This is a genomic window from Gelidimonas diazotrophica (assembly GCF_055694025.1).
This window is the reverse complement of the sequence record NZ_CM146349.1, coordinates 2,725,213-2,745,204: the sequence shown is the minus strand read 5'-3', so window position 1 is coordinate 2,745,204 and position 19,992 is coordinate 2,725,213. Positions and strand designations below refer to the sequence as shown.

The window sequence follows — 19,992 nt, the reverse complement described above, 5'->3', positions numbered from 1 at the left end:
GTATAAGGACCGGACTTGACGATGCAGATCGATTGTGAATTATGTTCTTTGCAGGGCGGTGAAGTCGTGCATGTTGCGGCTCACTGGCACGTGGTGCTGGTGGATGATGCCGGCTATCCCGGTTTTTGCCGCGTGATCTGGAACGGTCATGTGCAGGAAATGACGGATCTGCCGCTGGCAGAGCGCAATTCGCTGATGGCGGCGGTGTGGCAAGTCGAAGCTGCGGTGCGCGACGTGATGCAGCCGCACAAGATCAATCTGGCCAGCCTGGGCAACATGGTGCCGCATTTGCACTGGCATGTGATCCCGCGTTTTGAGGACGATGCGCAGTTTCCCGCCCCGGTCTGGGCCCAGGCGCAACGCGCAACAGCGCCCGAAACCCTGGCGCAGCGCAGAGATCTGCTGCCGACCTTGCGCACCGCGATCCGGGCCCGGCTGGCTTCTCTAATCTAACTAAACTGGACAATAACTGGATAATTATCATGGCTGAAATCATGGCTGGATCGAAACAGGCCGCAGCAACTCCGATTCCGACCGAATTGACCGTGCGCAAGCAATCAAAGGTACTGGAAATTACTTTTAACGATGGCGCTGCTTTCGTGCTGCCGTTCGAATTGCTGCGCGTGTACTCGCCGTCGGCCGAAGTGCGCGGTCACGGCCCGGGGCAGGAAGTGCTGCAAACCGGCAAACGCGAGGTGGAATTGACGGCGCTGGAGCCGGTCGGCAACTACGCGGTGCAGCCGCATTTTTCCGATGGTCACAATACCGGCATCTTCGCCTGGGATTACCTGTATTGGCTGGGCGCCAACCAGACTGATCTCTGGGCTGAATACCTGGCGCGTCTGGAGGCCGCCGGCTATAGCGCCGATGCCGGACGCACGACTCCCATGACCGCCGCCTCCGACGCTCACGCTTGCGGCCACAAGCATTAATGCGCCGCGGTCACAAGCATTAATGCGCCGAAAAAATTCCATCCTTGGAAAGAATCTGGAATGATTCCCTGACCAAGAGATTGAACTGGATGGAAGTCCATAAACCCGCCTCAAGCCCAGCGCTGATGCGGGTTTTTTTACCGAGCGTTCTAACCTCGGTTGACATGCAATCATTAAAAAGCCAAGCCACTGGTGACCAAAAATTGCTTGCATGTATTTTAGTTTTACCTGTTTGTTCCCGATTATTTGCATGAATTTTCATGAAAATCACGCTGCAGATATCCAAGATTATCTCTCCCGGTAATAATTTTCTGACGATTCCATCATTGAAGAGCCGTTCGATTTCGTCATTCGACGATTCCGGCAGGACGGCCATGTTACGCAAAACAATATTTTTTCTCCGTATGTGCGGCAGCGAACAGAACTTCCCGGCCGAAACCCGGATAACGGATGCGTGACGGATAGTTGCGCCAAAGCCTGTCTGCGCGATGTTGCACAACCGGTGCCGTAGTGGGGTCAATCCGTCTGTGAAGCACGACGCAACTGTAAAAAATAGCGACAAAAAATAGCGACAAAAACAGCGGTCAGACCGAAATTTTTCGGCGCCGGATTGGTATCGAAACACAGGGAACACAAATGAAAAATCAGCAACGCTATGCGAAACCGTTCATGTGGTTTTTAGCATTACTCATGACAGCACTCGTGGCCGGATGCGGCGGCGGAAGCGATCAAGGCCGAGATCCGATTCTGGGCGCGGGTGTCGTTGACCCACTCGCCGCAGCCATCTTCGTTCCGCCAACGGGTGCGATCATCCCAGGCGCTGCATGTACTGCAGCCTCGGGAAACATAACAGTACCCACGGTAACTACGTCCGATCCCGTTAATGGTAAGCAGCTTGTGACGACCAGCACGGTTGGCGTCGCCGGCAACGGAAAATCGATCACTGCCACTTTCAGTCTGGTGATGAACGCCGCAACGATCAACCCCGGAACCTTTACTCTGGCGCGAGTGGGCGGCGCTGCCCTGATACCAGCGTCGGTGATCTATGACGCCAAAGTAGCGACCTTAAAGACATCATCAGCTCTGCTGGCTAATACCGAATATACGGCGGTCATCCAGGGTACGGTCACAAGCGCTGCCGGCACCCCAATCGGCTGCAACTATGTATGGACCTTCAAGACCGCAACTGTCGCCGCTGCTGGCGCCCCGTCGGTAAATCTTGGATTGGCGGCTCCGTACGCGATTGCGTCTACTGCCGGAGTAACTAATGCCGGCGCTACCACGATTAACGGGAATGTGGTGCTGGACCCAAATGCTACCTGTAATGGTGAGTCCGTTTTAGCTGCTGGAACTTTTGGCCTTTGCAATGGTTTCGCGCCAACCCTCAATGGAGTGGTAGCCAGCCCTTTATTTCCAGATGCAGGAGTCACTTCGGGCGCTGTCAAGGCGGATTTGCGAGCAGCGTATATCGCCCTCTCTCCCGCTATATTGGCAGGAGCCACCGCGATACCGGCTGGCACTACTTTAGGAAACTCGGCCGGGAGTGCTTTGGTGCAGGGAGATAATTATTTCGTGCCTGGCGTTTATCAATCCCTGACGTCGATTTCGATCACCGGTGATGTCACGCTCGACGCCAAAGGCGACCCGAATGCCGTCTTCGTCTTCCAGTCATCAAGCACGATCGGCACGCCAGGCAGCGGCGCCGATCGTATCCTCCTGGTCGGCGGCGCCAAGGCCTCCAACATCTGGTGGTGGGCCGGCAGTGCCGCAACGCTTGGAACCAACACTGTTTGGCAGGGCAATGTACTGGCCAGTGATGACGTTTCGATGCTGATCGGCGCAACCTCTTGTGGCAGATTGTTTGCTGGGGCGTCTACGGATGGCGCGTTTGTATTGAACGGTAATGTCGTTTCCGTGCCGGGTAATTCAAGCGCACCGTCTACTTGCCAGTAAGAAGGCTTGAGGCATCAAAGGCAAAGGCCGGCAGAGTCATTTCTGCCGGCCTTTATCAAGGGACTGACAAATATTGCTCATGTTGCGTTTGCAATAGGAGCAAGAGATTTTAAATCCTCCTGGAGAAAAACATGAAATTAGCAAGAGCCTCAGGGACGCTGGGTTTGCTGGCATTCGCTGTCATCGCCAGCCCATTCGCAGTGGCGCAAGATTCCGGCTGGTACGCCGGGGCCAACGTTGGCCAGTCAAGAGCGAAAATCGATGACGCGAGAATCGGCAGCAGCCTGCAGGGAAGTGGTTTCACCGGAATTTCGATCGACGATGACGATCGCGACACCGGCTATAAAATTTATGGCGGGTACAAGCTCAACAAGAATTTTTCCCTTGAAGGCGGCTATTTTGATTTGGGAAAGTTCGGTTTCGCGGCGACCACGGGCCAGGGAACACTGAACGGCAATAGCAAGGTCAAAGGCTTGAATCTCGACCTGGTCGGGATGCTGCCGATCACCGAAAAATTTTCTGCGTTTGGCCGGGTCGGCGTGAATTACGCCCAAGCCAGAGACTCGTTCAGCGGAACCGGCGCAGTCAATGTGGTCAACCCGAACCCCAGCAAGCGCGCTACGAACCTCAAAGTTGGCCTGGGACTGCAATACGCTTTCACCGAATCTCTCGCCATGCGCGCCGAGGTGGAACGTTACCGGATCGATGATGCGGTCGGCAACAAAGGCGATATCGATCTGGTTTCGGTCGGCCTGCTGTATCAGTTCGGCGGGAAAACGGCGGCCCCCGCGCCGCTGGCGGTGATGCCGGAACCGGTTACTGTTGCCGCTGCACCCGAGCCGGTGGCGCCGCTGCCAATACCGGTGCCGGTGTCTGAAAAAGTCACGTTCGCTGCGGAAGCCTTGTTTGACTTCGACAAAGCGGCGGTCAAGCCTGAAGGCAAGGCCGCCCTCGATGATTTGTTGAACAAGCTGCAAGGCATGGACACGGAAGTGATGATCACGGTCGGTCATACCGATTCCATCGGCTCCGATACTTACAATCAAAAACTGTCGATTCGCCGTGCGGAAGCGGTCAAGGCTTACCTGATCTCCAAAGGCATCGAAGCATCGCGCGTGTACACCGAAGGCAAGGGTAAAGCACAGCCTCTTGCCGATAACAAAACGGCGCAAGGCCGCGCCAAAAACCGCCGCGTCACAGTGGAAGTCGTCGGCACGCGCACCGTAACGAAATAAGTTTTCACGCATTGCCAGCAATCCGCGCAAGCGGAAAGCCGTTCAGTCAAAAGCTGAACGGCTTTTTTTCGTCGGTAGGCCGACGCTTCTTTTTCCAGCGCCGCCTGCCGTGCTGCGCATGCAATCCTGGGTGACCGGCTGCTGGGAAATACTTTGAAATATGTCCGGTGTGTACGTCAGCGTACAGACCCGGGGGATACGCTGGCGGATAATCATTTTCATGGGAAGCAGTTTTATGCTGGCTCACGCAGTGCGTTGAAACGGGTTGGCACGCACATGTTGGTACGCACATAAGCACCACTTATAAAAAGGAAAAATCATGCTCTATACAATCGCTGTCGTTTTGATCATTCTGTGGCTGCTTGGCCTCGTCACGTCTACCGCCATCGGTGGCTTCATTCATATTTTATTGGTAGTAGCCGTGATTATGATATTGCTGCGCCTCATCAAAGGGCGCGGTCTTTAGCAATGATTGAAACCCATCTGGACGATGGGTTTCAAGGCCCGCCGCAGGGCGTCAATAAGCGCAGCCCTTGCAGGGCGCATATCCGCTTGCAAGCGGATACCGTTTCGCAGGCGTGGGGCAATGCCCCACGAAACCCCTGCTACACCATTGCGCCGCATGCTGCCATGGAGTGCGGCCATGCTCGCTGCCGCGTATGTATATACTGCCAATTGTATTTTTTAAAATCTAATGAATATATGCGGGAAGTATTGCTTTTAACGGCATACTCCATCAAATTTTTTGTGTGCTTCGCAGACAACGCAATACGTACATTCATTATGAAATTACCAAAGACACAGGAACGGGCGCGTTAGCTAAGCCGTCCTGTGATCAGGTGCAAGCTTAATGCTTGACTTGATTGCCGATCACACCGCCGACTGCTGCACCGCCCACCGTGCCGATTGCGCTGCCGCCAGTCAATACGGCGCCAAGGACGCCGCCTGCACCGGCGCCGACTGCGGTATTTTTATCTTGCCGCGACATGCCGGAACAAGCCGTCAAGCCAAGCACGAAGGCGATAGCCACCGTATGTATTGCTAATTTTTTTATCAGTTTCATGTTGAACTCCCTCGTAAGAATCAAAATAGGATGGCAGTACCGGGTACTGCCATCCCATCCATGGCCGGCGCTGCGCGCGCCAGTCGTGCGACTACTTCAGACGCATATCGTTTTTGACTGATTTCACGCCTTTGACTGCACTCGTTACCTTCACGGCTGTGGTGGCGTTGTCTTGGGAACTCACAAAGCCGCTCAGTTGCACTGCGCCCTTATAGGTTTCGACATTGATTTCAGCTACCTTCAAGGTCGGTTCGTTGAGGATCGCGGCCTTGACGTTGGTCGTGATCACAGTGTCATCGATATATTGGCCGGTAGTTTCATGTTTTGTTGTCGTGGTGCAACCGACGACAGTGGTCAACATGAGTGCGGCGATCAGTGTGGATACAATTTTAAGATTTTTCATTTTTATACTCCTGGTTTGGTGATTGAAGAGATTATCCTGGCGACCCCGTCGCGGCAGAACGCAAATGCGATGCTGTGGTGTGGCTTTGCGATGACACAAGATTATGGTTTAGATGCATCCATGTCTGTGCGCCAACACACACAGCAATATTGCCTTTTGGCGCCGCTCCAGTTTTGTAATGTGTGGTAACGCACAGACAAAAATGCGCAAGGTGCAATGCAGCACAGACGGACGGGGTAGGCGTGTTACCCTGTCGGCCGTGGCGTTCTTTCGGACGCCTTGTACCTTCCAACTAGTTAAGATTAAAAGCAGGAACTCTGATATGTCCTGTATGCATGATCCGAATCAAAATCATCTGCTGGCAGCTTTGCTCGACACTGAATTCGACCGCCTGTCGCCCCATCTGGAATTGATTCCGATGCTGCTCGGCGACGTACTCTATGAGTCCGGCGGCAAGTTGCAGCACGTCTATTTTCCAACCACGTCCATCGTCTCGCTGCACTACTTGCTCGAAAACGGCGGCTCGTCTGAAATTGCCGGGGTTGGCAACGAGGGCATATTGGGGGTTTCTCTTTTCATGGGCGGCGACACCACGCCCAGTCGCGCCGTGGTGCAGACAGGCGGCTACGGCTATCGCCTCAAGGCGCACATCTTAATGGAAGAATTCTATCGGGCCGGACCGGTGCTGCGTCTGCTGCTGCGTTATACCCATGCGCTGATCACGCAAATGTCGCAGACCTCGGTGTGCAATCGTCATCATTCGGTGGAGCAACAATTGAGCCGCTTCCTCCTGCTAACACTGGATCGTTTGCCCTCGAATGAATTGACAATGACCCAGGAATTAATCGCCAATATGTTGGGCGTGCGGCGCGAAGGTGTGACCGAGGCAGCCGGGAAATTGCAAAGCTGCGGTTTTATCCGCTATCGGCGTGGCCATATCACCGTGTTGGACCGGTCCGGCCTGGAACAGCATGCCTGCGAATGTTATGACGTCGTCAAGAAAGAATTTGCGCGCTTGTTGCTGGATGTGCGTCAGCTCCAAGGCCGGTCGGTCTGACGACGCAGAACCTCGACATCAAATGCCGGATGCCGCGCCTTGCCGGCGTTGCGGCTGCGCGGTCACCTTGTTTGCACCGAGGCTAGCGCTTTTTGTAATTCAGTTGCAATCTAATCAACGTATAAAATTATGCACAAAATGGAAACAACGTCGATCGAGCGACTGATCTTGATCGGTTTCGGGATGACCCTGGGCGTTCTGCTTTTGGTCGGTGGTGTCGCGTGGAATGCTGCGGTGCAATCCGTTATCGCGGTCAAGGTCATCGCGGCCAGCATCGGCTTGCTGCTGCTGTTCCTGGCGCTGCTGTATGTGCGGATACGGCGGGTGATACGCCGCCGTTTGGCGGCCGAACAGGAATTGCAAGAGTTGCGGCAGCCATTGCTGAAAGCGGGCGCATTGCAAGATGCTATTTTCAACAGCGCCAATTTCTCCAGTATTGCCACTGACGCCCAAGGCGTGATTCAGATTTTCAACGTCGGCGCCGAACGCATGCTCGGTTATACGGCGGCGGATGTGGTGGACCAGATCACGCCAGCAGGCATTTCGGATGCGCAAGAAGTGATCGCGCGGGCAGCGGCCCTGAGCCTGGAATGGGACACTCCGATTGAGCCGGGCTTTGAAGCGCTGGTGTTCAAGGCTTCACGCGGCATCGAAGATATTTATGAACTGACCTATATCCGCAAAGATGGCAGCCGCTTGCCGGCGATCGTGTCCGTCACCGCGCTACGCGACGCAAAAGACAAGGTGATCGGTTACCTGCTGATTGGCACCGATAACACCGCGCGCAAACAAGTCGAAGCGGAGCAGGCGCTGCTTGACCAGCGTTTGCGCGATCAGCAGTTCTACACGCGCTCACTGATTGAATCGAATATCGACGCCATCATAACCACCGATCCGCGCGGCATCATCAGCGACGTCAACCACCAGATGGAAGCGCTGACCGGTTGCACCCGCGATGAATTGATTGGTGCTCCGTTCAAGAATTATTTTACCGATCCGGCGCGGGCCGAGGCGGCCATCACGCGTGTGCTGCGCGATGGCAAGGTGACCAACTATGAGTTGACCGCGCACGCCCGGGATGGCAAGGAAACGGTGGTGTCGTACAACGCCACCACCTTCCATGACCGCGACCGCAATTTGCAAGGCGTGTTCGCGGCGGCACGCGATGTTACCGACCACAAGCAATTCGAGCATGCGCTGCAGGAAAATTACGTTGAACTGGAAAGTGCGAAAGCGGCCGCGGAAAAAGCCAATCTGGCGAAATCGGAATTTTTGTCCAGCATGAGCCATGAATTGCGCACGCCACTCAATGCGGTGCTCGGGTTTGCGCAGTTGATGGCATCCGAGACGCCACCGCCATCACCGGCGCAGAAACTGTCGATCGACCAGATTTTGCAAGCCGGTTGGTATCTGCTGCGCCTGATTAATGAAATCCTCGATCTGGCAATGATCGAATCGGGCAAAGTGACGATGTCGCAAGAATCGATGTCGCTCACCGAAGTGCTGCAAGACTGTCAGGCCATGATCGAGCCGCAGGCGCAGCAGCGCGGGATACAGATGACGTTCCCCCATTTCGATCATCCGTTCTATGTCCATGCCGATCGGACCAGAGTCAAGCAAGTGATCATCAACCTGTTGTCGAATGCGATCAAATATAACCGGGTCGGCGGCGCAGTCATGGTCGAATGCGTGGTGCGCGGCGAAAATCGGGTGCGCTTAAGCGTCAACGATACCGGCGCCGGCCTGGCATCGGAACAGTTGGCGCAACTATTTCAGCCGTTCAATCGGCTTGGGCAAGAGTCCAGTACCGAAGAAGGCACCGGCATCGGCCTGGTCGTCACCAAGCAACTGGTCGAGTTGATGGGCGGTGAAATTGGCGTCGAAAGCAATGTAGGTGTCGGCAGCGTGTTTTGGGTCGAATTTCCCGCATCCGGCGCGCCGGAGCTGGTGTTTGGCGGCAGCGGCGAGAGCGGCCTGAATGCGCCGGACCCACTGGCAGCGCAGGCATTGTCGTTCCAGCGCACGCTGCTCTATGTCGAAGACAATCCGGCAAATTTGGTGCTGGTCGAACAATTGATTGGGCGGCGCAGCGATTTGAAATTGCTGACGGCCATCGATGGTCATCTGGGCATCCAGCTGGCACGTATGCATCAGCCGGACGTCATTTTGATGGACATCAATTTACCTGGCATCAGTGGTTTCGGCGCTTTGAAAATTTTGCGAGAAGACCCGGTAACCGCTCACATCCCGGTCATGGCACTGTCGGCCAACGCTGTCCCGCGCGACATCGAGAAGGGGTTGAAGGCCGGGTTTTTCCGCTATTTGACAAAACCAATCGAGGTCAGCGCGTTTATGGATGCGCTTGATGTCGCATTGCATTATGCGGCCGAAAATGGCTTGGCAAGTGAAGCGGAACGGTAATGCCGCCGGATAACTGATGTGACGCAGTGCAGTTTGGTGGAAAACATTGTCCACGAAAGGCACGAAACTCACGAACATGAATCAGAACATAACGATGTGATAACTATTTAGCCCCCTATGGATGCCTCCTCTCCCGCGTGCGGGAGAGGGCCGGGGAGAGGGTGCTCGCAATAAGCAAGGTGGTCAAAACAAGGCTCAACCTTGATTGCATTGCCATATAACGCGGCCGGAATGTTTGCTAAGACCCTCTCCCTAACCCTCTCCCACAAGTGGGAGAGGGGATCAAACAGTCCTCGCCTTGTGGGTTGAACAGTTATACGAGGTGATAATAACAAGGAGTATTGCTATTTTTGCTGCATTTTACGCATATATTAATTGCGATAACAAAATATACCCAGGCCACTATTTGAAATGTACCGCATCCTCGGTTGGCCAACTTTGGCAGCTGTTCCGACGCACTTCATTGCCAGTTTTTTCGTGTCTTTCGTGTTTTTCGTGGACAGTGCGTAACATCAGTGAATAACAGGTGGACGATTTTTTTGATCCGGAACAAATAAAGTTAGAACCGGATTCCCTCACCCAACCCTCTCCCAGAGGGAGAGGGTGAGAATAGTGGCCTGGAAAATAAAACTCTTTCCAGGCCAAATCAATAGAGGGAACGCAATGCTTGAAGCATCCGAGATTCTAAACGCCAGCATCCTGATCGTTGATGATCAAAAAACGAATGTGATGCTGTTGGAACAAATGCTGCGCAATGCAGGTTACCAGCGCATCACATCGACGATGGACCCGCGCGCGGTCTGTCCCTTGCATTTGGCGCATCGCTATGACCTCATTTTGCTCGATTTGCAAATGCCCGACATGGATGGATTTCAGGTCATGGAAGGCTTGAAGGAAATCGAGACGGACGGTTATCTGCCGGTGCTGGTCATCACCGCGCAACCAGGCCACAAGCTGCGCGCCCTGCAAGCGGGCGCCAAAGATTTCGTCAGCAAACCATTCGATTTGATCGAAGTGCAAACACGCATCCACAACATGCTGGAAGTGCGGCTGTTGTATCAAAAGCTGGGCAATTACAACAAGGTGCTGGAACAGACGGTGCAGGAGCGCACCGTCGAATTGCGCCAGAGCGAGGCTCGTTTCAAGAGTTTTACCGAACTGTCATCGGACTGGTATTGGGAGCAAGACCCACAAGGACTATTTACCAAAATCTCCGGCCCGGTTTTTGACATGCTCGGGATCGAAGCGAACGGTATGCCGGGTGCGGCCAGCGCGGTGTTGGCGGGGCGCTGGAATGCGGCCGAGCGCGCGCTGCTGGACGCCAACATTGCAGCGCGGCGTCCTTTCCTGGATTTCGTCTACAGTCGCAGCAATGCCGATGGCACCACGCAATATCTGCAAGTAAGCGGGGAGCCGATGTTCGATTCGGCCAGCCGCTTTATCGGTTATCGCGGAATCGGCATGGAGGTCACCGACCGCAGGCGTCCGGACCCGGAGCAAATCCGTTTTCGCAGCGCCATGGATGTGATCGATCAGGGTGTGTGTTTGCTCGATCGGGTCAGCCTGCGCGTGGTCGACGTCAATGAAACGGCTTGCCGCATGTCAGGCTATAGCCGGCCCGAGTTGTTCGCCGTGGATCTGGCCGATCTCGGCGTCGGCAGCAGCGAGGATTTGGCGCGCATCTTTGATGCGCTCATCGCCGGCGAGTCGACGCACATGCAAACGGCGGACTTGCGCCGCAAAGATGGTTCGACCCTGGCCGCCATGATCGATTGGCGCGCGCTGCGCGTGATCGATAACTGGATCATGGTTGGCGTCATCAGCGCCGATTGCAAACGATTGGAGTCGCAGGATTCTTGAAGACCGGTTACTGGTTCAGCGTTCCTTAATGCATTAACTATGCATTAACGCTACCCGCATGCACCAGTATCTCCACCGCATGCTCTCGCTTGTCGTCAACCAGCGTTATCATTCCATCCATCTGCAGAAAGCCATCCACTTTTACAGCGTCCTTCACCCCATGGTCCCTGCTTTGCGTCACCACGATCCTGTACATCGTGTCGCGATACCGATAATGCAAACCATACGTGCTCCAGTCATCCGGCAGGCACGGCGTGATAATCAGCTTGTCGCCTTTCAGCTTCAAGCCCAGCAGCGACTCCACAATCAACCTGTACATCCATCCCGACGATCCGGTGTACCAGCTCCAGCCGCCACGACCTACGTGCGGCGATACCGCATACACGTCTGCGGCAACCACATAAGGCTCTACCTTGTAGGTGGCAATATCCTGGGCAGTCTTGCCATGGTTGACCGGATTGATCATTTGCAGCAATTCCCAGGCACGCACGTTGTCGCCCATCTTGGCAAACGCCATCGCGGTCCAGATCGCCGCATGCGTGTACTGCCCGCCGTTCTCGCGTACGCCTGGAACATAGCCGCGGATATAGCCGGGATTCTGATCGGATTTGTCGAACGGAGGATCGAGCAACTGGATGATCGCGTCTTCACGCCGCACCAGCCGGCGATCGACTGCCAGCATCGCCATCTTTGAGCGTTCCGGATCGCCGGCGCCGGACAGTACCGACCAGCTTTGCGAAATCGAATCGATCTGGCATTCGGCGTTTTGCGCAGAACCAAGCGGTGTCCCATCATCGAAATACGCCCGGCGATACCATTCGCCATCCCAGCCGTTTTTGTCGATATTCTGACGTAGTTGGGCTGCTTCGGCATGGCAACGGTCGGCGAACGTCGGGTCCTTATGGATCGTGGCGACTTCAGCAAAACGCATCAGCACTTCATAGAGGAAAAAACTGAGCCAGATGCTTTCGCCTTTGCCGTGTTCGCCGACCTTGTCCATGCCATCGTTCCAGTCGCCGGAGCCGATCAGCGACAGGCCATGCACGCCAAATTTCAATCCTCTTTCAATCGCACGCACGCAATGCACATACAGCGTGGCTATCTGTTCGGAATGGTTCGGCAGGTCGTAGTAAGAATCTTCATCCTGATTGACCGGACGGCCTTCGATGAAGTGCACGGCTTCACCGAGTACGCCAGTGTCGCCGGTGCTGATCACATAACGATACAACGCAAGCGGCAGCCACAGGTAATCGTCGGAACAATGGGTGCGGACGCCGCGGCTGGTCGGTGGATGCCACCAGTGTTGGGCATCGCCTTCGATGTATTGATGCGCAGCGCACAACAGCAGATGTTCGCGCACCAGTTTCGGCTCGCTATGGACCAGCGCCATGGTGTCTTGCAACTGGTCGCGAAAGCCGAATGCGCCGCCGGACTGGTAGTAACCGCTGCGCGCCCACAAGCGGCAGGCGATGGTTTGGTAGATCAGCCAGCCGTTGGCGAGGACATTGAGAGATTGGTCCGGCGTCTCGATTTGTACCGCACCAAGCGTACGCTTCCAGTAGGCATGCACGGCCTCCAGCGCATGCTGCGCTGCGGCGCCGCCGCGATAACGCTGCACCAGATCGCCGACATTGGTGCGGCGGGTATCGGCCATGCCGAGCATGAAGACGATTTCGCGCTGTTGTCCCTGGACCAGTTCGAACGGCACCTGGATCGCAGCACATGGATCGAGACCGGCGCCGACCTTGCCGGACAAGCGTACCCGCGCCATCGCGGCGGGATTTTGCAACGATCCGTTGCGGCCGATGAATTCATTGCGGTCGCCGCTGATGGTGCGCGACGTTGTATCGACATCGAAGAACGCGGTGCGCTCGGTAAAGTCAGTGTTGTACGGATTGCGCGCAAACAGTGCGCCGGTTGCCGGGTCCGTTTCGGTGATGATGTGCATCAATGATTTTGGACGCAGGTCGCCCAGCACCCATTCGACATAACCGGTGGCGGATAGCTTGCGTATCGTGTCGGAATCGTTGCGTATGCGCAGCACCGAATATTTGACCGCTGCATCTACTGCGACATACACGGTCAGCTCGGATGCGATACCGTCTTCGCTATGTTCGAACACGCTGTAACCGAAACCATGCCGCGTGACATACTCGCCTTCGCCACGACGGGGCAGCGCAGTAGGAGACCAGGTGAGTCCGGTCTCTTCGTCGCGTAGATAGAACGCTTCGCCGCCGGCGTCGCTGACCGGATCATTGGCCCATGGCGTCAGACGGAATTCATGCGCGTTCTCGCCCCAGCTGTACGCTTGTCCGCTTTCGGAAATGACGCTGCCAAACTGCGGATTGGCCATCACATTGACCCACGGCGCAGGCGTAACTTGGCCGGCTGCGGTGGTGATTACATATTCGCGTCCATCCGGCGTGAAGCCGCCAATGCCGTTCGACAGGATCAGATTGCGCTTCGGCAAGGGTGCGACCTCGTGGATTGCGGATGACGGACTGCGTACCGGACTCAGGCGGGGCACGCGCACTACCACCAGGTCGCGGCGGTTGATCTGCTGGGCCAGTGTGCCGCGGCTATCGGTCAGAAAAACCCGTGCCACCGACTGCAGCAGCACACGGTCTTCGTTGGGGATCTGATCGATTAGCCGCACGAAAATACCGCCCGGAATATCAATCGCATGGGCGCCGGTGATGGATGCAATCAGCCCCATGATCTGTTCCTGCAAGACCTGCCGGTAACTGGCATGTTCTTCGTTCCAGATCACGAGATCGACCACCAGCCCTTTCGAGCGCCAATACACATGCGCCTGCACCAACTGGCGCACCAGCCCGATATTTTTCTGATTCTTGATCTGCACCAGCACGATCGGCAGGTCGCCGGAAATTGCGTAGCTCCACAAGCCTGACTGTCCGCGTTGATTGCGTATGAGGACACTGGCATCGGCGCGCAACAGCGGATTGACATAAATGATCGAGTTCGCCAGACGTCCATATAGTTGCGCATCCGCTTCGCTGGCGTTCAGCTGGCGCAGCACCACCTGGCTGTGGGCTACCGACAGTTCGACCACACGGTCTGCCAGATGACGGTCCTGATATTTTTCGATCAAATCGAGACAGAGTGCGCGCGATTCTCCGACGCCGGTCACCATGTCGATGGTGGCCGTCTGTTCTGCGCCGATTGTGATCTGATAACGGATCGCGACAATCGGATCGAGCACCGAACCTTCGGTGCCCGCCAGCGGCGCTGCGTCCTGCATCGCTTGTGGCGCAGCGACGGTATTGCCGCGGCCGATGAATTGCATGCGGTCGGTTTCATACGATACCGCGCCGATGTCGGCGCCATGCACCGCCATCAGATGGAACATCCACGGCATTTTTTCATTTGCAGAACGCGGACGGCGGGTGCACAGGATGGCGCGGGACGAATGGATGATTTCAGTCTGGACGAACAGGTTGGAAAACGCTGGATGCGCCGCATCGGCGGCGGCCGGCGCCAGCACCACTTCTGCATAGCTGGTGATGTCGATGGTTCTGCTCTGGCGCGAACTATTGATGATGTGGGTGCGGCGCAGTTCGATATCGTCTTCCGGCGACACTACGATTTCTGTGTGCATGTTGAAGTTGTTGTCGCTACGGCGGAATTCGGCGCGGCCTTCGGAGAAGATTACTTCGTAATTCTGCGGCTGCGTCAGTGTCGGCTGGAAGGCGGTCGACCAATAGCGGCCGTCTTCCAGGTCGCGTACATAACAGAACGTGCCCCAGTTATCGCGCGTGCAGTCTTCCCGCCAGCGGGTGATCGACAGGTCGTTCCAGCGGCTGTAGCTGCCGCCGGCGCTGGAGATCATCACATGGTAACGACCGTTGGACAACAGTTGCACTTCCGGTGTACGGGAGTCGGGCCGCTGCAGCACACGCATCTGCATTTCCTGCGTGGTCGATACGGTGCGGATGTCGGCCAACTCGGTTGTATTCGAATAGGTCGCGGAGGCTTTCGGCACGCGCTCATGCAGCAGCGACATCGTGGCCTGGAACAGCGGATCGGATTCGAAACGTTTTTGCAATGGACGGTCGAGTAGCAGATATGCCAACGACAGGAATCCCATGCACTGATGATGCGCCATGAACGAACGAATCACCTCATTGGTCTGCCCGCGCGGCAGACGTGACGGCGTGTAATCGACGGCTTCATAGAAACCGAACTCGCCTTCGAATCCCTGGGCCGACAATTGCTGCAGGTTGCTACATGCTTTTTCGGGCGCCACCATCAATGCCATCATCGAGGCATACGGTGCAATCACCAGGTCGTCGCCGAGCCCGCGCTTGAAGCCCAGGCCCGGCACCCCGAATGCACGGTACTGATAATTCAGGTTGGCATCGAAAGCGTTGTAGCCCGATTCCGAAATGCCCCACGGCACGCTGCGCTGCATGCCGTATTCGATCTGCCGTGCCACTGCCGAATGATAGGTCTGGTCGAGCAGGGTGTTTTCAAACGTCGGCATCACCAGCAGCGGCATCAGGTATTCGAACATCGACCCGCTCCACGACAACAGGATTGGTTTGCCACCGGCGATGGTGAGTTGGCGTCCGAGTGCGAACCAGCTTTCCTGCGGTAATTGTCCCTGCGCGATGGCGACGAAGGTGGTTAATCTTGCTTCGGATGCCAGCAGGTCATAGCAGCTGGCATCGAGGCGTCGCTCGGTGACGTTGTAACCGATCGCCAGCAGGTGCGTGGCCGGGTCGTACAGGAAGCCGTATTCCATGCGTGCGAACTCTAACGATTGCAGCACCAGCTGGTCGATCAACAGTATGCGTTCGGCAGCGCGGCGGCTGCCATCGGACACCAGTTGTTGGAGAGCGGACATGCGGTGCGCCTGTTGCGGATTGGCGTGCCCGGCAAGCCGCTGTTCAAATGCCGGCGTCAGATTGGCATGGAGTCGCGCCAGCTGGCGCAGCGTTGGAATCTGGCCCAGTTCGGGGAAGTCTCCGAGCCAATCGCCAGGTTCGAGAATCTGTGTCCACGGCGCCAGGAAGCTGAGTTCATTTAACGCTTCACGGCACTGGCTTGCGAGGGCGCGTGCCCATACGTTGATCGGCAAATCGGGTACGGGGTCGAGGCCGGTAACGAAGTTCGCAGCGCAGTGGCTCAGTCGTTCCAGGCAATCGTGGCTGACCATCAGTGTGCTCGGTGCAGCCTGGCAGGCTGACTCGAAGACTTTCTCGAACTGGACCAAGATGCCCGGCTGCGTTCTATTTGCAGCGTCTGCAATGGCGCGCAGGATTTCAAAGGTATCGCGAATGCCGGAAAATACGCGATTACCGAGGATCGGTGTATCGAGCAATCCGGTCAGACCGGGAGCCAGCGTAAGCAGGTGGCCGGCAAGGTTGCCGCTGTCCACCGCCGAGACATAAATCGGATGTAGCGGCGTCAGGTATTGCGTGTCGTACCAGTTGTAGAAATGACCCTGATAACGTTCCAGCGCAGCCATGGTGCGCAAGGTGTTTTGGGACCGTTCAATTAATTGCCCGGCCGGGATGTAGCCGAAGTCGTACGCGGCCAGATTGGCAAGCAGCGACAGGCCGATGTTGGTGGGCGAGGTGCGGCGCGCAATTATCGCCACCGGATGTTCCTGCACATTGTCGGGCGGCAGCCAGTTGCCTTCCGGGCCGACGTGGGTTTCAAAAAAGTGCCATGTCTTGCGCGACAGCGATTTCAGGAACAGCGTCTGCTCCTCGGACAAATGTGCGCTGCGGCGCGCGATCGGCCGGCTGATCCAGTACGCAATTATGGGTGAGGCCCACCACAGCAGCAGGATCGGCGCAGCCGCTTCCATTGCAACCAGATTGTTCATGGTCAGCCAGGCAGCGCTCGCCAGCGCTGCCACCGGTGCGATCCACATCGATCGATAATAGGAAACTAGCCCAAAGACATAGTTTGAAGGACCTGAGTTGCGACTAGCCGCGCTGGATGGATTCCATTCCAGCAGTTGCCGGTGCGAGACCAGGACCCGCCAATGGGTTCGGATGATTGTGTCAAGGGTGAACCAGGCTTCATACGGCAGGAAGATCAGCGTCAGGGCAGCATGGATAAATTGCTGGGTGGACGAGCGCAGTAATGCCGAAAAATGCTGACGGAACAGCACATCGACTGGCTTGCGTACGAGGTTCCAGATGAATGCGCAGACCGATGGAATCAGCACGATGCCAAGCACCACACCGCTCCAGAACCAGGCGGAGGACAAGGTTGACGACAAGACGCTCCAGCCTGTCAATAATAATGCCATCATCGCAAACGGTACGACGCTGCGGCGCAGATTATCGAACAGCTTCCAGCGCGACAATGCCGAGAGCGGATTACGGTAGCGGCGGACCTTGCCGGTCGCGGCATCGCGTGCGCCGGGTACGCTCGGCAGCAGCCACGATGCGAGTTGCCAGTCGCCGCGTATCCAGCGCCGGCGACGGCTGACGTCGGCGCTGTAGCAGGATGGATATTCTTCATAGAGTTGCACATCGCTCAATAAACCGGCACGTGCATAACATCCTTCGAGCAGGTCATGGCTGAGGATGCGGTTTTCCGGCATGCGGTCGTTCAACGCATGTTCGAATACGTCGACATCGTAAATCCCTTTGCCGATGAAAGAACCTTCGCCGAATAGATCCTGATAGACATCGGACACGGTGCGCGTGTACGGATCGATACCTGCTTCGCCACCGCATAGCAGTTCATAGCGCGATGCCTCGGCGCTGGGCAAGCTGACCGCCACCCGCGGCTGCAGGATGCCGTAGCCTTCGCACACGCAGCGGCGTGTTTCGTCAAATTGCGCCTGGTTCAATGGATGCGCCATGGTGGCCACGAATTGCCGTGCAGTGTCGCGTGGCAAATGGGTATCGGTGTCGAGCGTGATCACATACCTGACATTGGTCAGGCCGTCGGTGTTGCCAACGATCAGCGCGAACGCATCGGCCGCGCCGCCGCGCAAGAAGGCGTTGAGGTCGCCCAACTTGCCGCGTTTGCGCTCGTAACCCATCCAGGTTTTTTCCTGTGCGTTCCAGCGCCGCGGCCGATGCAATAACAAAAAATTGTCGCCATTGGTGGGGCGATATTTCTGATTCAATACATCAATATTTTTTTTCGCGTATTCCAGCAAGACTCCGTCGGCCGGCATCGTTTCTGTTTTCGCATCGGTGAAATCGGTCAGCAGACAAAAGTGCAAACTGTCGTCGCGGTTGGCAAGAAAGTGGACCTCAAGCGCCTCGGTCAGGCCGTCGATATTTTGGGTCGAGATGAGCATCGTCGGCACCACCACCAGCGTGCGCGATTCAAGTGGAATACCATCAGAAAAATCCATGCGCGGGAGCGGGCAGGGCAGGGTGATCAAGGTGGCGAACCAGTTGACCATGGATAGCGCAAGCTGGCTGGTGGCCACTAGTGCGATCAATCCGACCAGGGCCAGCAGCCATTCGTCCACGCCATCGGCAGCGGCTTTAAAAACGATGACGCCGGTGGCGGCCAGGGTGAACAACAATATGCTGCCAAGATAGACCATTAACGGTGCGCCTCTGGTGGCCCGTTGCAGCGCTTCCAGTAGCGGCAATTGGAAAGCTGCCGAACTTTCCAATTCTGGCAGGCCATTGCCGATCAGGTAATAACCAACATGTGCGCTGCGGTCTTCGGCTCCGGCATGGGCCATATTGGCACTGGCGAGTCCAATCGCGTTGTCGGCGACTTCAACTTCGGACAGGCGGCTGTGGCTGGCAATTTTTTCCACCACATGTCGATAGTGGTCGCGCGTAGCGAAATCCATGCGCGCATAGACGTCGGCCGGGTCTTTGCGCAAGGTGTGGTCGACCACACTCATGGTTTCGACAAATTCGCGCCAATCCATTGCACTGAGAAAGCGCAGGCTGCAGATGCTATTGCTAATCGACACCTGGTCGGCGGCTTGCTGCTGTGTTTCGAGTTGGACCATGAGTTCGATGATTTGACCGGAATTCGCCAGATGTTGCGACAGCCATGTAAGCGGCAGCGTCAGCGCCGGACTTTGCCCTTGCAGACGCCGCACCAGTTCGGCCACGAATGCACTGTCCATCGGCGGCTCGGAACGGGCCATGTCGGCCACCAGCAGGATCAGATCACTAGGATTCTTTTCGACGGCCTCCACCATTTTGTCGGCCCAGGAATAGGCCAGGTCGCGGTTGAAGCGGGTTATTGCCAGCCGGGCGGCGACGCGCCGCAGGTTTTCGATCAGCGCCAGGCGCAGCATGATCGGGATCGCCCACAGTTCGCCAAGCTTGAGTGTCGTGATCTGTTGGTAGGCGGCGACGAAGCGGGACAGGCTTTCAGGATCGACGCGGCCATCGCCGTGTGCAATGGTTTCCAGTGCGATGTCGTATACGCGTGGCCTGCCTTTGGTGTTGCCGCGTAGCAGACGTGGCAATTCCCTGCTGTAATTTTTCGGAAGATGCCGCTTGGCGGTGCGAATTTGTTCTTCGATCAGATAGAAATTGTCGAGTAGCCATTCCGACGCATGGGTCATTTGCCGGCCAGCCTTGATTGCCTCGGCCAACTGATTGCAGGTATTGATGATGATGTTTTCATTATCGGCGAGGCGCGCTAACAATTGGTCGCGTCCACGTCCAGTGCTGAGCTTGTGTGCGTTGGCCAGAATGCGTCCGTGTTGCTCCATCTGCAAGGCGCTGAATAATTCTGCGCGCAGCGGCAGCTCTTCATATGCTTGCCGGCCGAAAATGCCGCTGGACAGCAATGCCTTTTTGAAGCCAAGTAAGTAAGCTAACGCATCGCGTAGGGATGTGCGGTCTGGTTTCAATTTTGACGTTTCTTTCTATTCGACGAATCTGAATGAAGCGGATTACGGCGGGCGCGTGGTGTTGTCAGTTATCAGAAATTCCGATTTTGGCGCTCCCGTAAATCGACCATCGCATTGAATTGAGTCAGAAAAAGATGCAGCGCAGCACCTTTTGGTGCGGCATTAAAATTGACTTTTTGATATTATCACCGGAACGGCGAATTAGATTTTGCGTTACCGCACAGAGAAAGAGTATGGA

Annotated in this window: 13 protein-coding genes and 1 pseudogene; 9 read left to right on the top strand and 5 right to left on the bottom strand. The window is 56.2% G+C overall.

Features of this window, described 5'->3' with window-relative positions; all coding sequences use genetic code 11:
* Positions 1-21: 21 nt before the first annotated feature.
* Both KGFNPO_RS12720 and KGFNPO_RS12715 read left to right on the top strand, forming a co-directional pair.
* Positions 22-453: an HIT family protein gene (locus KGFNPO_RS12720; RefSeq protein ID WP_472634473.1), complete on the top strand. Its 432-nt coding sequence runs from the start codon at positions 22-24 to the stop codon at positions 451-453.
* Between the two features lie 41 nt (positions 454-494).
* A complete protein-coding gene (locus KGFNPO_RS12715) occupies positions 495-932 on the top strand; it encodes a gamma-butyrobetaine hydroxylase family protein (RefSeq protein ID WP_472634472.1) in 438 nt (145 codons plus the stop codon).
* Between the two features lie 19 nt (positions 933-951).
* On the opposite strand, the gene KGFNPO_RS12710 is transcribed toward KGFNPO_RS12715, so the two are convergent.
* Positions 952-1,218 (bottom strand): hypothetical protein, encoded by a 267-nt coding sequence (locus KGFNPO_RS12710; protein ID WP_472631628.1) that lies wholly within the window; start codon positions 1,216-1,218, stop codon positions 952-954.
* A gap of 404 nt (positions 1,219-1,622) precedes the next feature.
* Here KGFNPO_RS12710 and KGFNPO_RS12705 point away from each other — a divergent pair, with 404 nt between their 5' ends.
* Both KGFNPO_RS12705 and KGFNPO_RS12700 read left to right on the top strand, forming a co-directional pair.
* A complete protein-coding gene (locus tag KGFNPO_RS12705; protein WP_472631626.1) occupies positions 1,623-2,885 on the top strand; it encodes an ice-binding family protein in 1,263 nt (420 codons plus the stop codon).
* 131 nt (positions 2,886-3,016) lie between these two features.
* Entirely contained in the window at positions 3,017-4,120 is a 1,104-nt protein-coding gene (locus KGFNPO_RS12700) for an OmpA family protein (RefSeq protein ID WP_472631625.1), read from the top strand.
* 42 nt (positions 4,121-4,162) lie between these two features.
* Here KGFNPO_RS12700 and KGFNPO_RS12695 read toward each other — a convergent pair whose 3' ends face one another.
* Positions 4,163-4,342 carry a hypothetical protein gene (locus tag KGFNPO_RS12695; RefSeq protein WP_472631624.1) on the bottom strand — a complete coding sequence of 60 codons (180 nt, stop codon included), beginning with the start codon at positions 4,340-4,342 and terminating at the stop codon, positions 4,163-4,165.
* A 97-nt stretch (positions 4,343-4,439) separates the two neighbouring features.
* On the opposite strand from KGFNPO_RS12695, the gene KGFNPO_RS12690 reads away from it, so the two are divergent.
* Positions 4,440-4,586: a lmo0937 family membrane protein gene (locus KGFNPO_RS12690; protein WP_472631623.1), complete on the top strand. Its 147-nt coding sequence runs from the start codon at positions 4,440-4,442 to the stop codon at positions 4,584-4,586.
* A 381-nt stretch (positions 4,587-4,967) separates the two neighbouring features.
* Here KGFNPO_RS12690 and KGFNPO_RS12685 read toward each other — a convergent pair whose 3' ends face one another.
* Together KGFNPO_RS12685 and KGFNPO_RS12680 are read right to left on the bottom strand one after the other, a co-directional pair.
* Positions 4,968-5,183, bottom strand: a complete 216-nt coding sequence (locus KGFNPO_RS12685) for a glycine zipper 2TM domain-containing protein (protein WP_472631622.1) — start codon at positions 5,181-5,183, stop codon at positions 4,968-4,970.
* A 91-nt stretch (positions 5,184-5,274) separates the two neighbouring features.
* On the bottom strand, positions 5,275-5,586 hold the full coding sequence (locus tag KGFNPO_RS12680) for a BON domain-containing protein (protein WP_472631621.1): 312 nt from the start codon (positions 5,584-5,586) through the stop codon (positions 5,275-5,277).
* 322 nt (positions 5,587-5,908) lie between these two features.
* Between KGFNPO_RS12680 and KGFNPO_RS12675 the strand changes: the two genes are divergently transcribed.
* The 4 genes and pseudogenes from KGFNPO_RS12675 to KGFNPO_RS12660 all read left to right on the top strand — a co-directional run bounded on the left by KGFNPO_RS12675 (position 5,909) and on the right by KGFNPO_RS12660 (position 10,924).
* Positions 5,909-6,643: a Crp/Fnr family transcriptional regulator gene (locus tag KGFNPO_RS12675; protein WP_472631620.1), complete on the top strand. Its 735-nt coding sequence runs from the start codon at positions 5,909-5,911 to the stop codon at positions 6,641-6,643.
* A 138-nt stretch (positions 6,644-6,781) separates the two neighbouring features.
* Positions 6,782-9,064, top strand: a complete 2,283-nt coding sequence (locus KGFNPO_RS12670; protein WP_472634471.1) for a hybrid sensor histidine kinase/response regulator — start codon at positions 6,782-6,784, stop codon at positions 9,062-9,064.
* A 663-nt stretch (positions 9,065-9,727) separates the two neighbouring features.
* A pseudogene (locus tag KGFNPO_RS12665) lies at positions 9,728-10,540 on the top strand (response regulator); the annotation flags it as partial.
* Positions 10,526-10,924: a PAS domain-containing protein gene (locus KGFNPO_RS12660; RefSeq protein WP_472634470.1), complete on the top strand. Its 399-nt coding sequence runs from the start codon at positions 10,526-10,528 to the stop codon at positions 10,922-10,924. The pseudogene KGFNPO_RS12665 and the gene KGFNPO_RS12660, both read left to right, overlap by 15 nt.
* Positions 10,925-10,961: 37 nt before the next feature.
* Here KGFNPO_RS12660 and KGFNPO_RS12655 read toward each other — a convergent pair whose 3' ends face one another.
* Positions 10,962-19,754 carry a glycoside hydrolase family 94 protein gene (locus tag KGFNPO_RS12655; protein WP_472631619.1) on the bottom strand — a complete coding sequence of 2,931 codons (8,793 nt, stop codon included), beginning with the start codon at positions 19,752-19,754 and terminating at the stop codon, positions 10,962-10,964.
* Positions 19,755-19,992: the final 238 nt, after the last annotated feature.

Bases quoted from the DNA above. Each gene is read 5' to 3' on its own strand.
- KGFNPO_RS12705 (WP_472631626.1), top strand. From the start codon at position 1,623: ATGACAGCACTCGTGGCCGGATGCGGCGGCGGAAGCGATCAAGGCCGA.
- KGFNPO_RS12690 (WP_472631623.1), top strand. From the start codon at position 4,440: ATGCTCTATACAATCGCTGTCGTTTTGATCATTCTGTGGCTGCTTGGC.
- KGFNPO_RS12675 (WP_472631620.1), top strand. From the start codon at position 5,909: ATGTCCTGTATGCATGATCCGAATCAAAATCATCTGCTGGCAGCTTTG.
- KGFNPO_RS12700 (WP_472631625.1), top strand. From the start codon at position 3,017: ATGAAATTAGCAAGAGCCTCAGGGACGCTGGGTTTGCTGGCATTCGCT.
- KGFNPO_RS12660 (WP_472634470.1), top strand. From the start codon at position 10,526: ATGGAGGTCACCGACCGCAGGCGTCCGGACCCGGAGCAAATCCGTTTT.
- KGFNPO_RS12695 (WP_472631624.1), bottom strand. From the start codon at position 4,342: ATGAAAATGATTATCCGCCAGCGTATCCCCCGGGTCTGTACGCTGACG.
- KGFNPO_RS12680 (WP_472631621.1), bottom strand. From the start codon at position 5,586: ATGAAAAATCTTAAAATTGTATCCACACTGATCGCCGCACTCATGTTG.
- KGFNPO_RS12715 (WP_472634472.1), top strand. From the start codon at position 495: ATGGCTGGATCGAAACAGGCCGCAGCAACTCCGATTCCGACCGAATTG.
- KGFNPO_RS12685 (WP_472631622.1), bottom strand. From the start codon at position 5,183: ATGAAACTGATAAAAAAATTAGCAATACATACGGTGGCTATCGCCTTC.
- KGFNPO_RS12670 (WP_472634471.1), top strand. From the start codon at position 6,782: ATGGAAACAACGTCGATCGAGCGACTGATCTTGATCGGTTTCGGGATG.
- KGFNPO_RS12720 (WP_472634473.1), top strand. From the start codon at position 22: ATGCAGATCGATTGTGAATTATGTTCTTTGCAGGGCGGTGAAGTCGTG.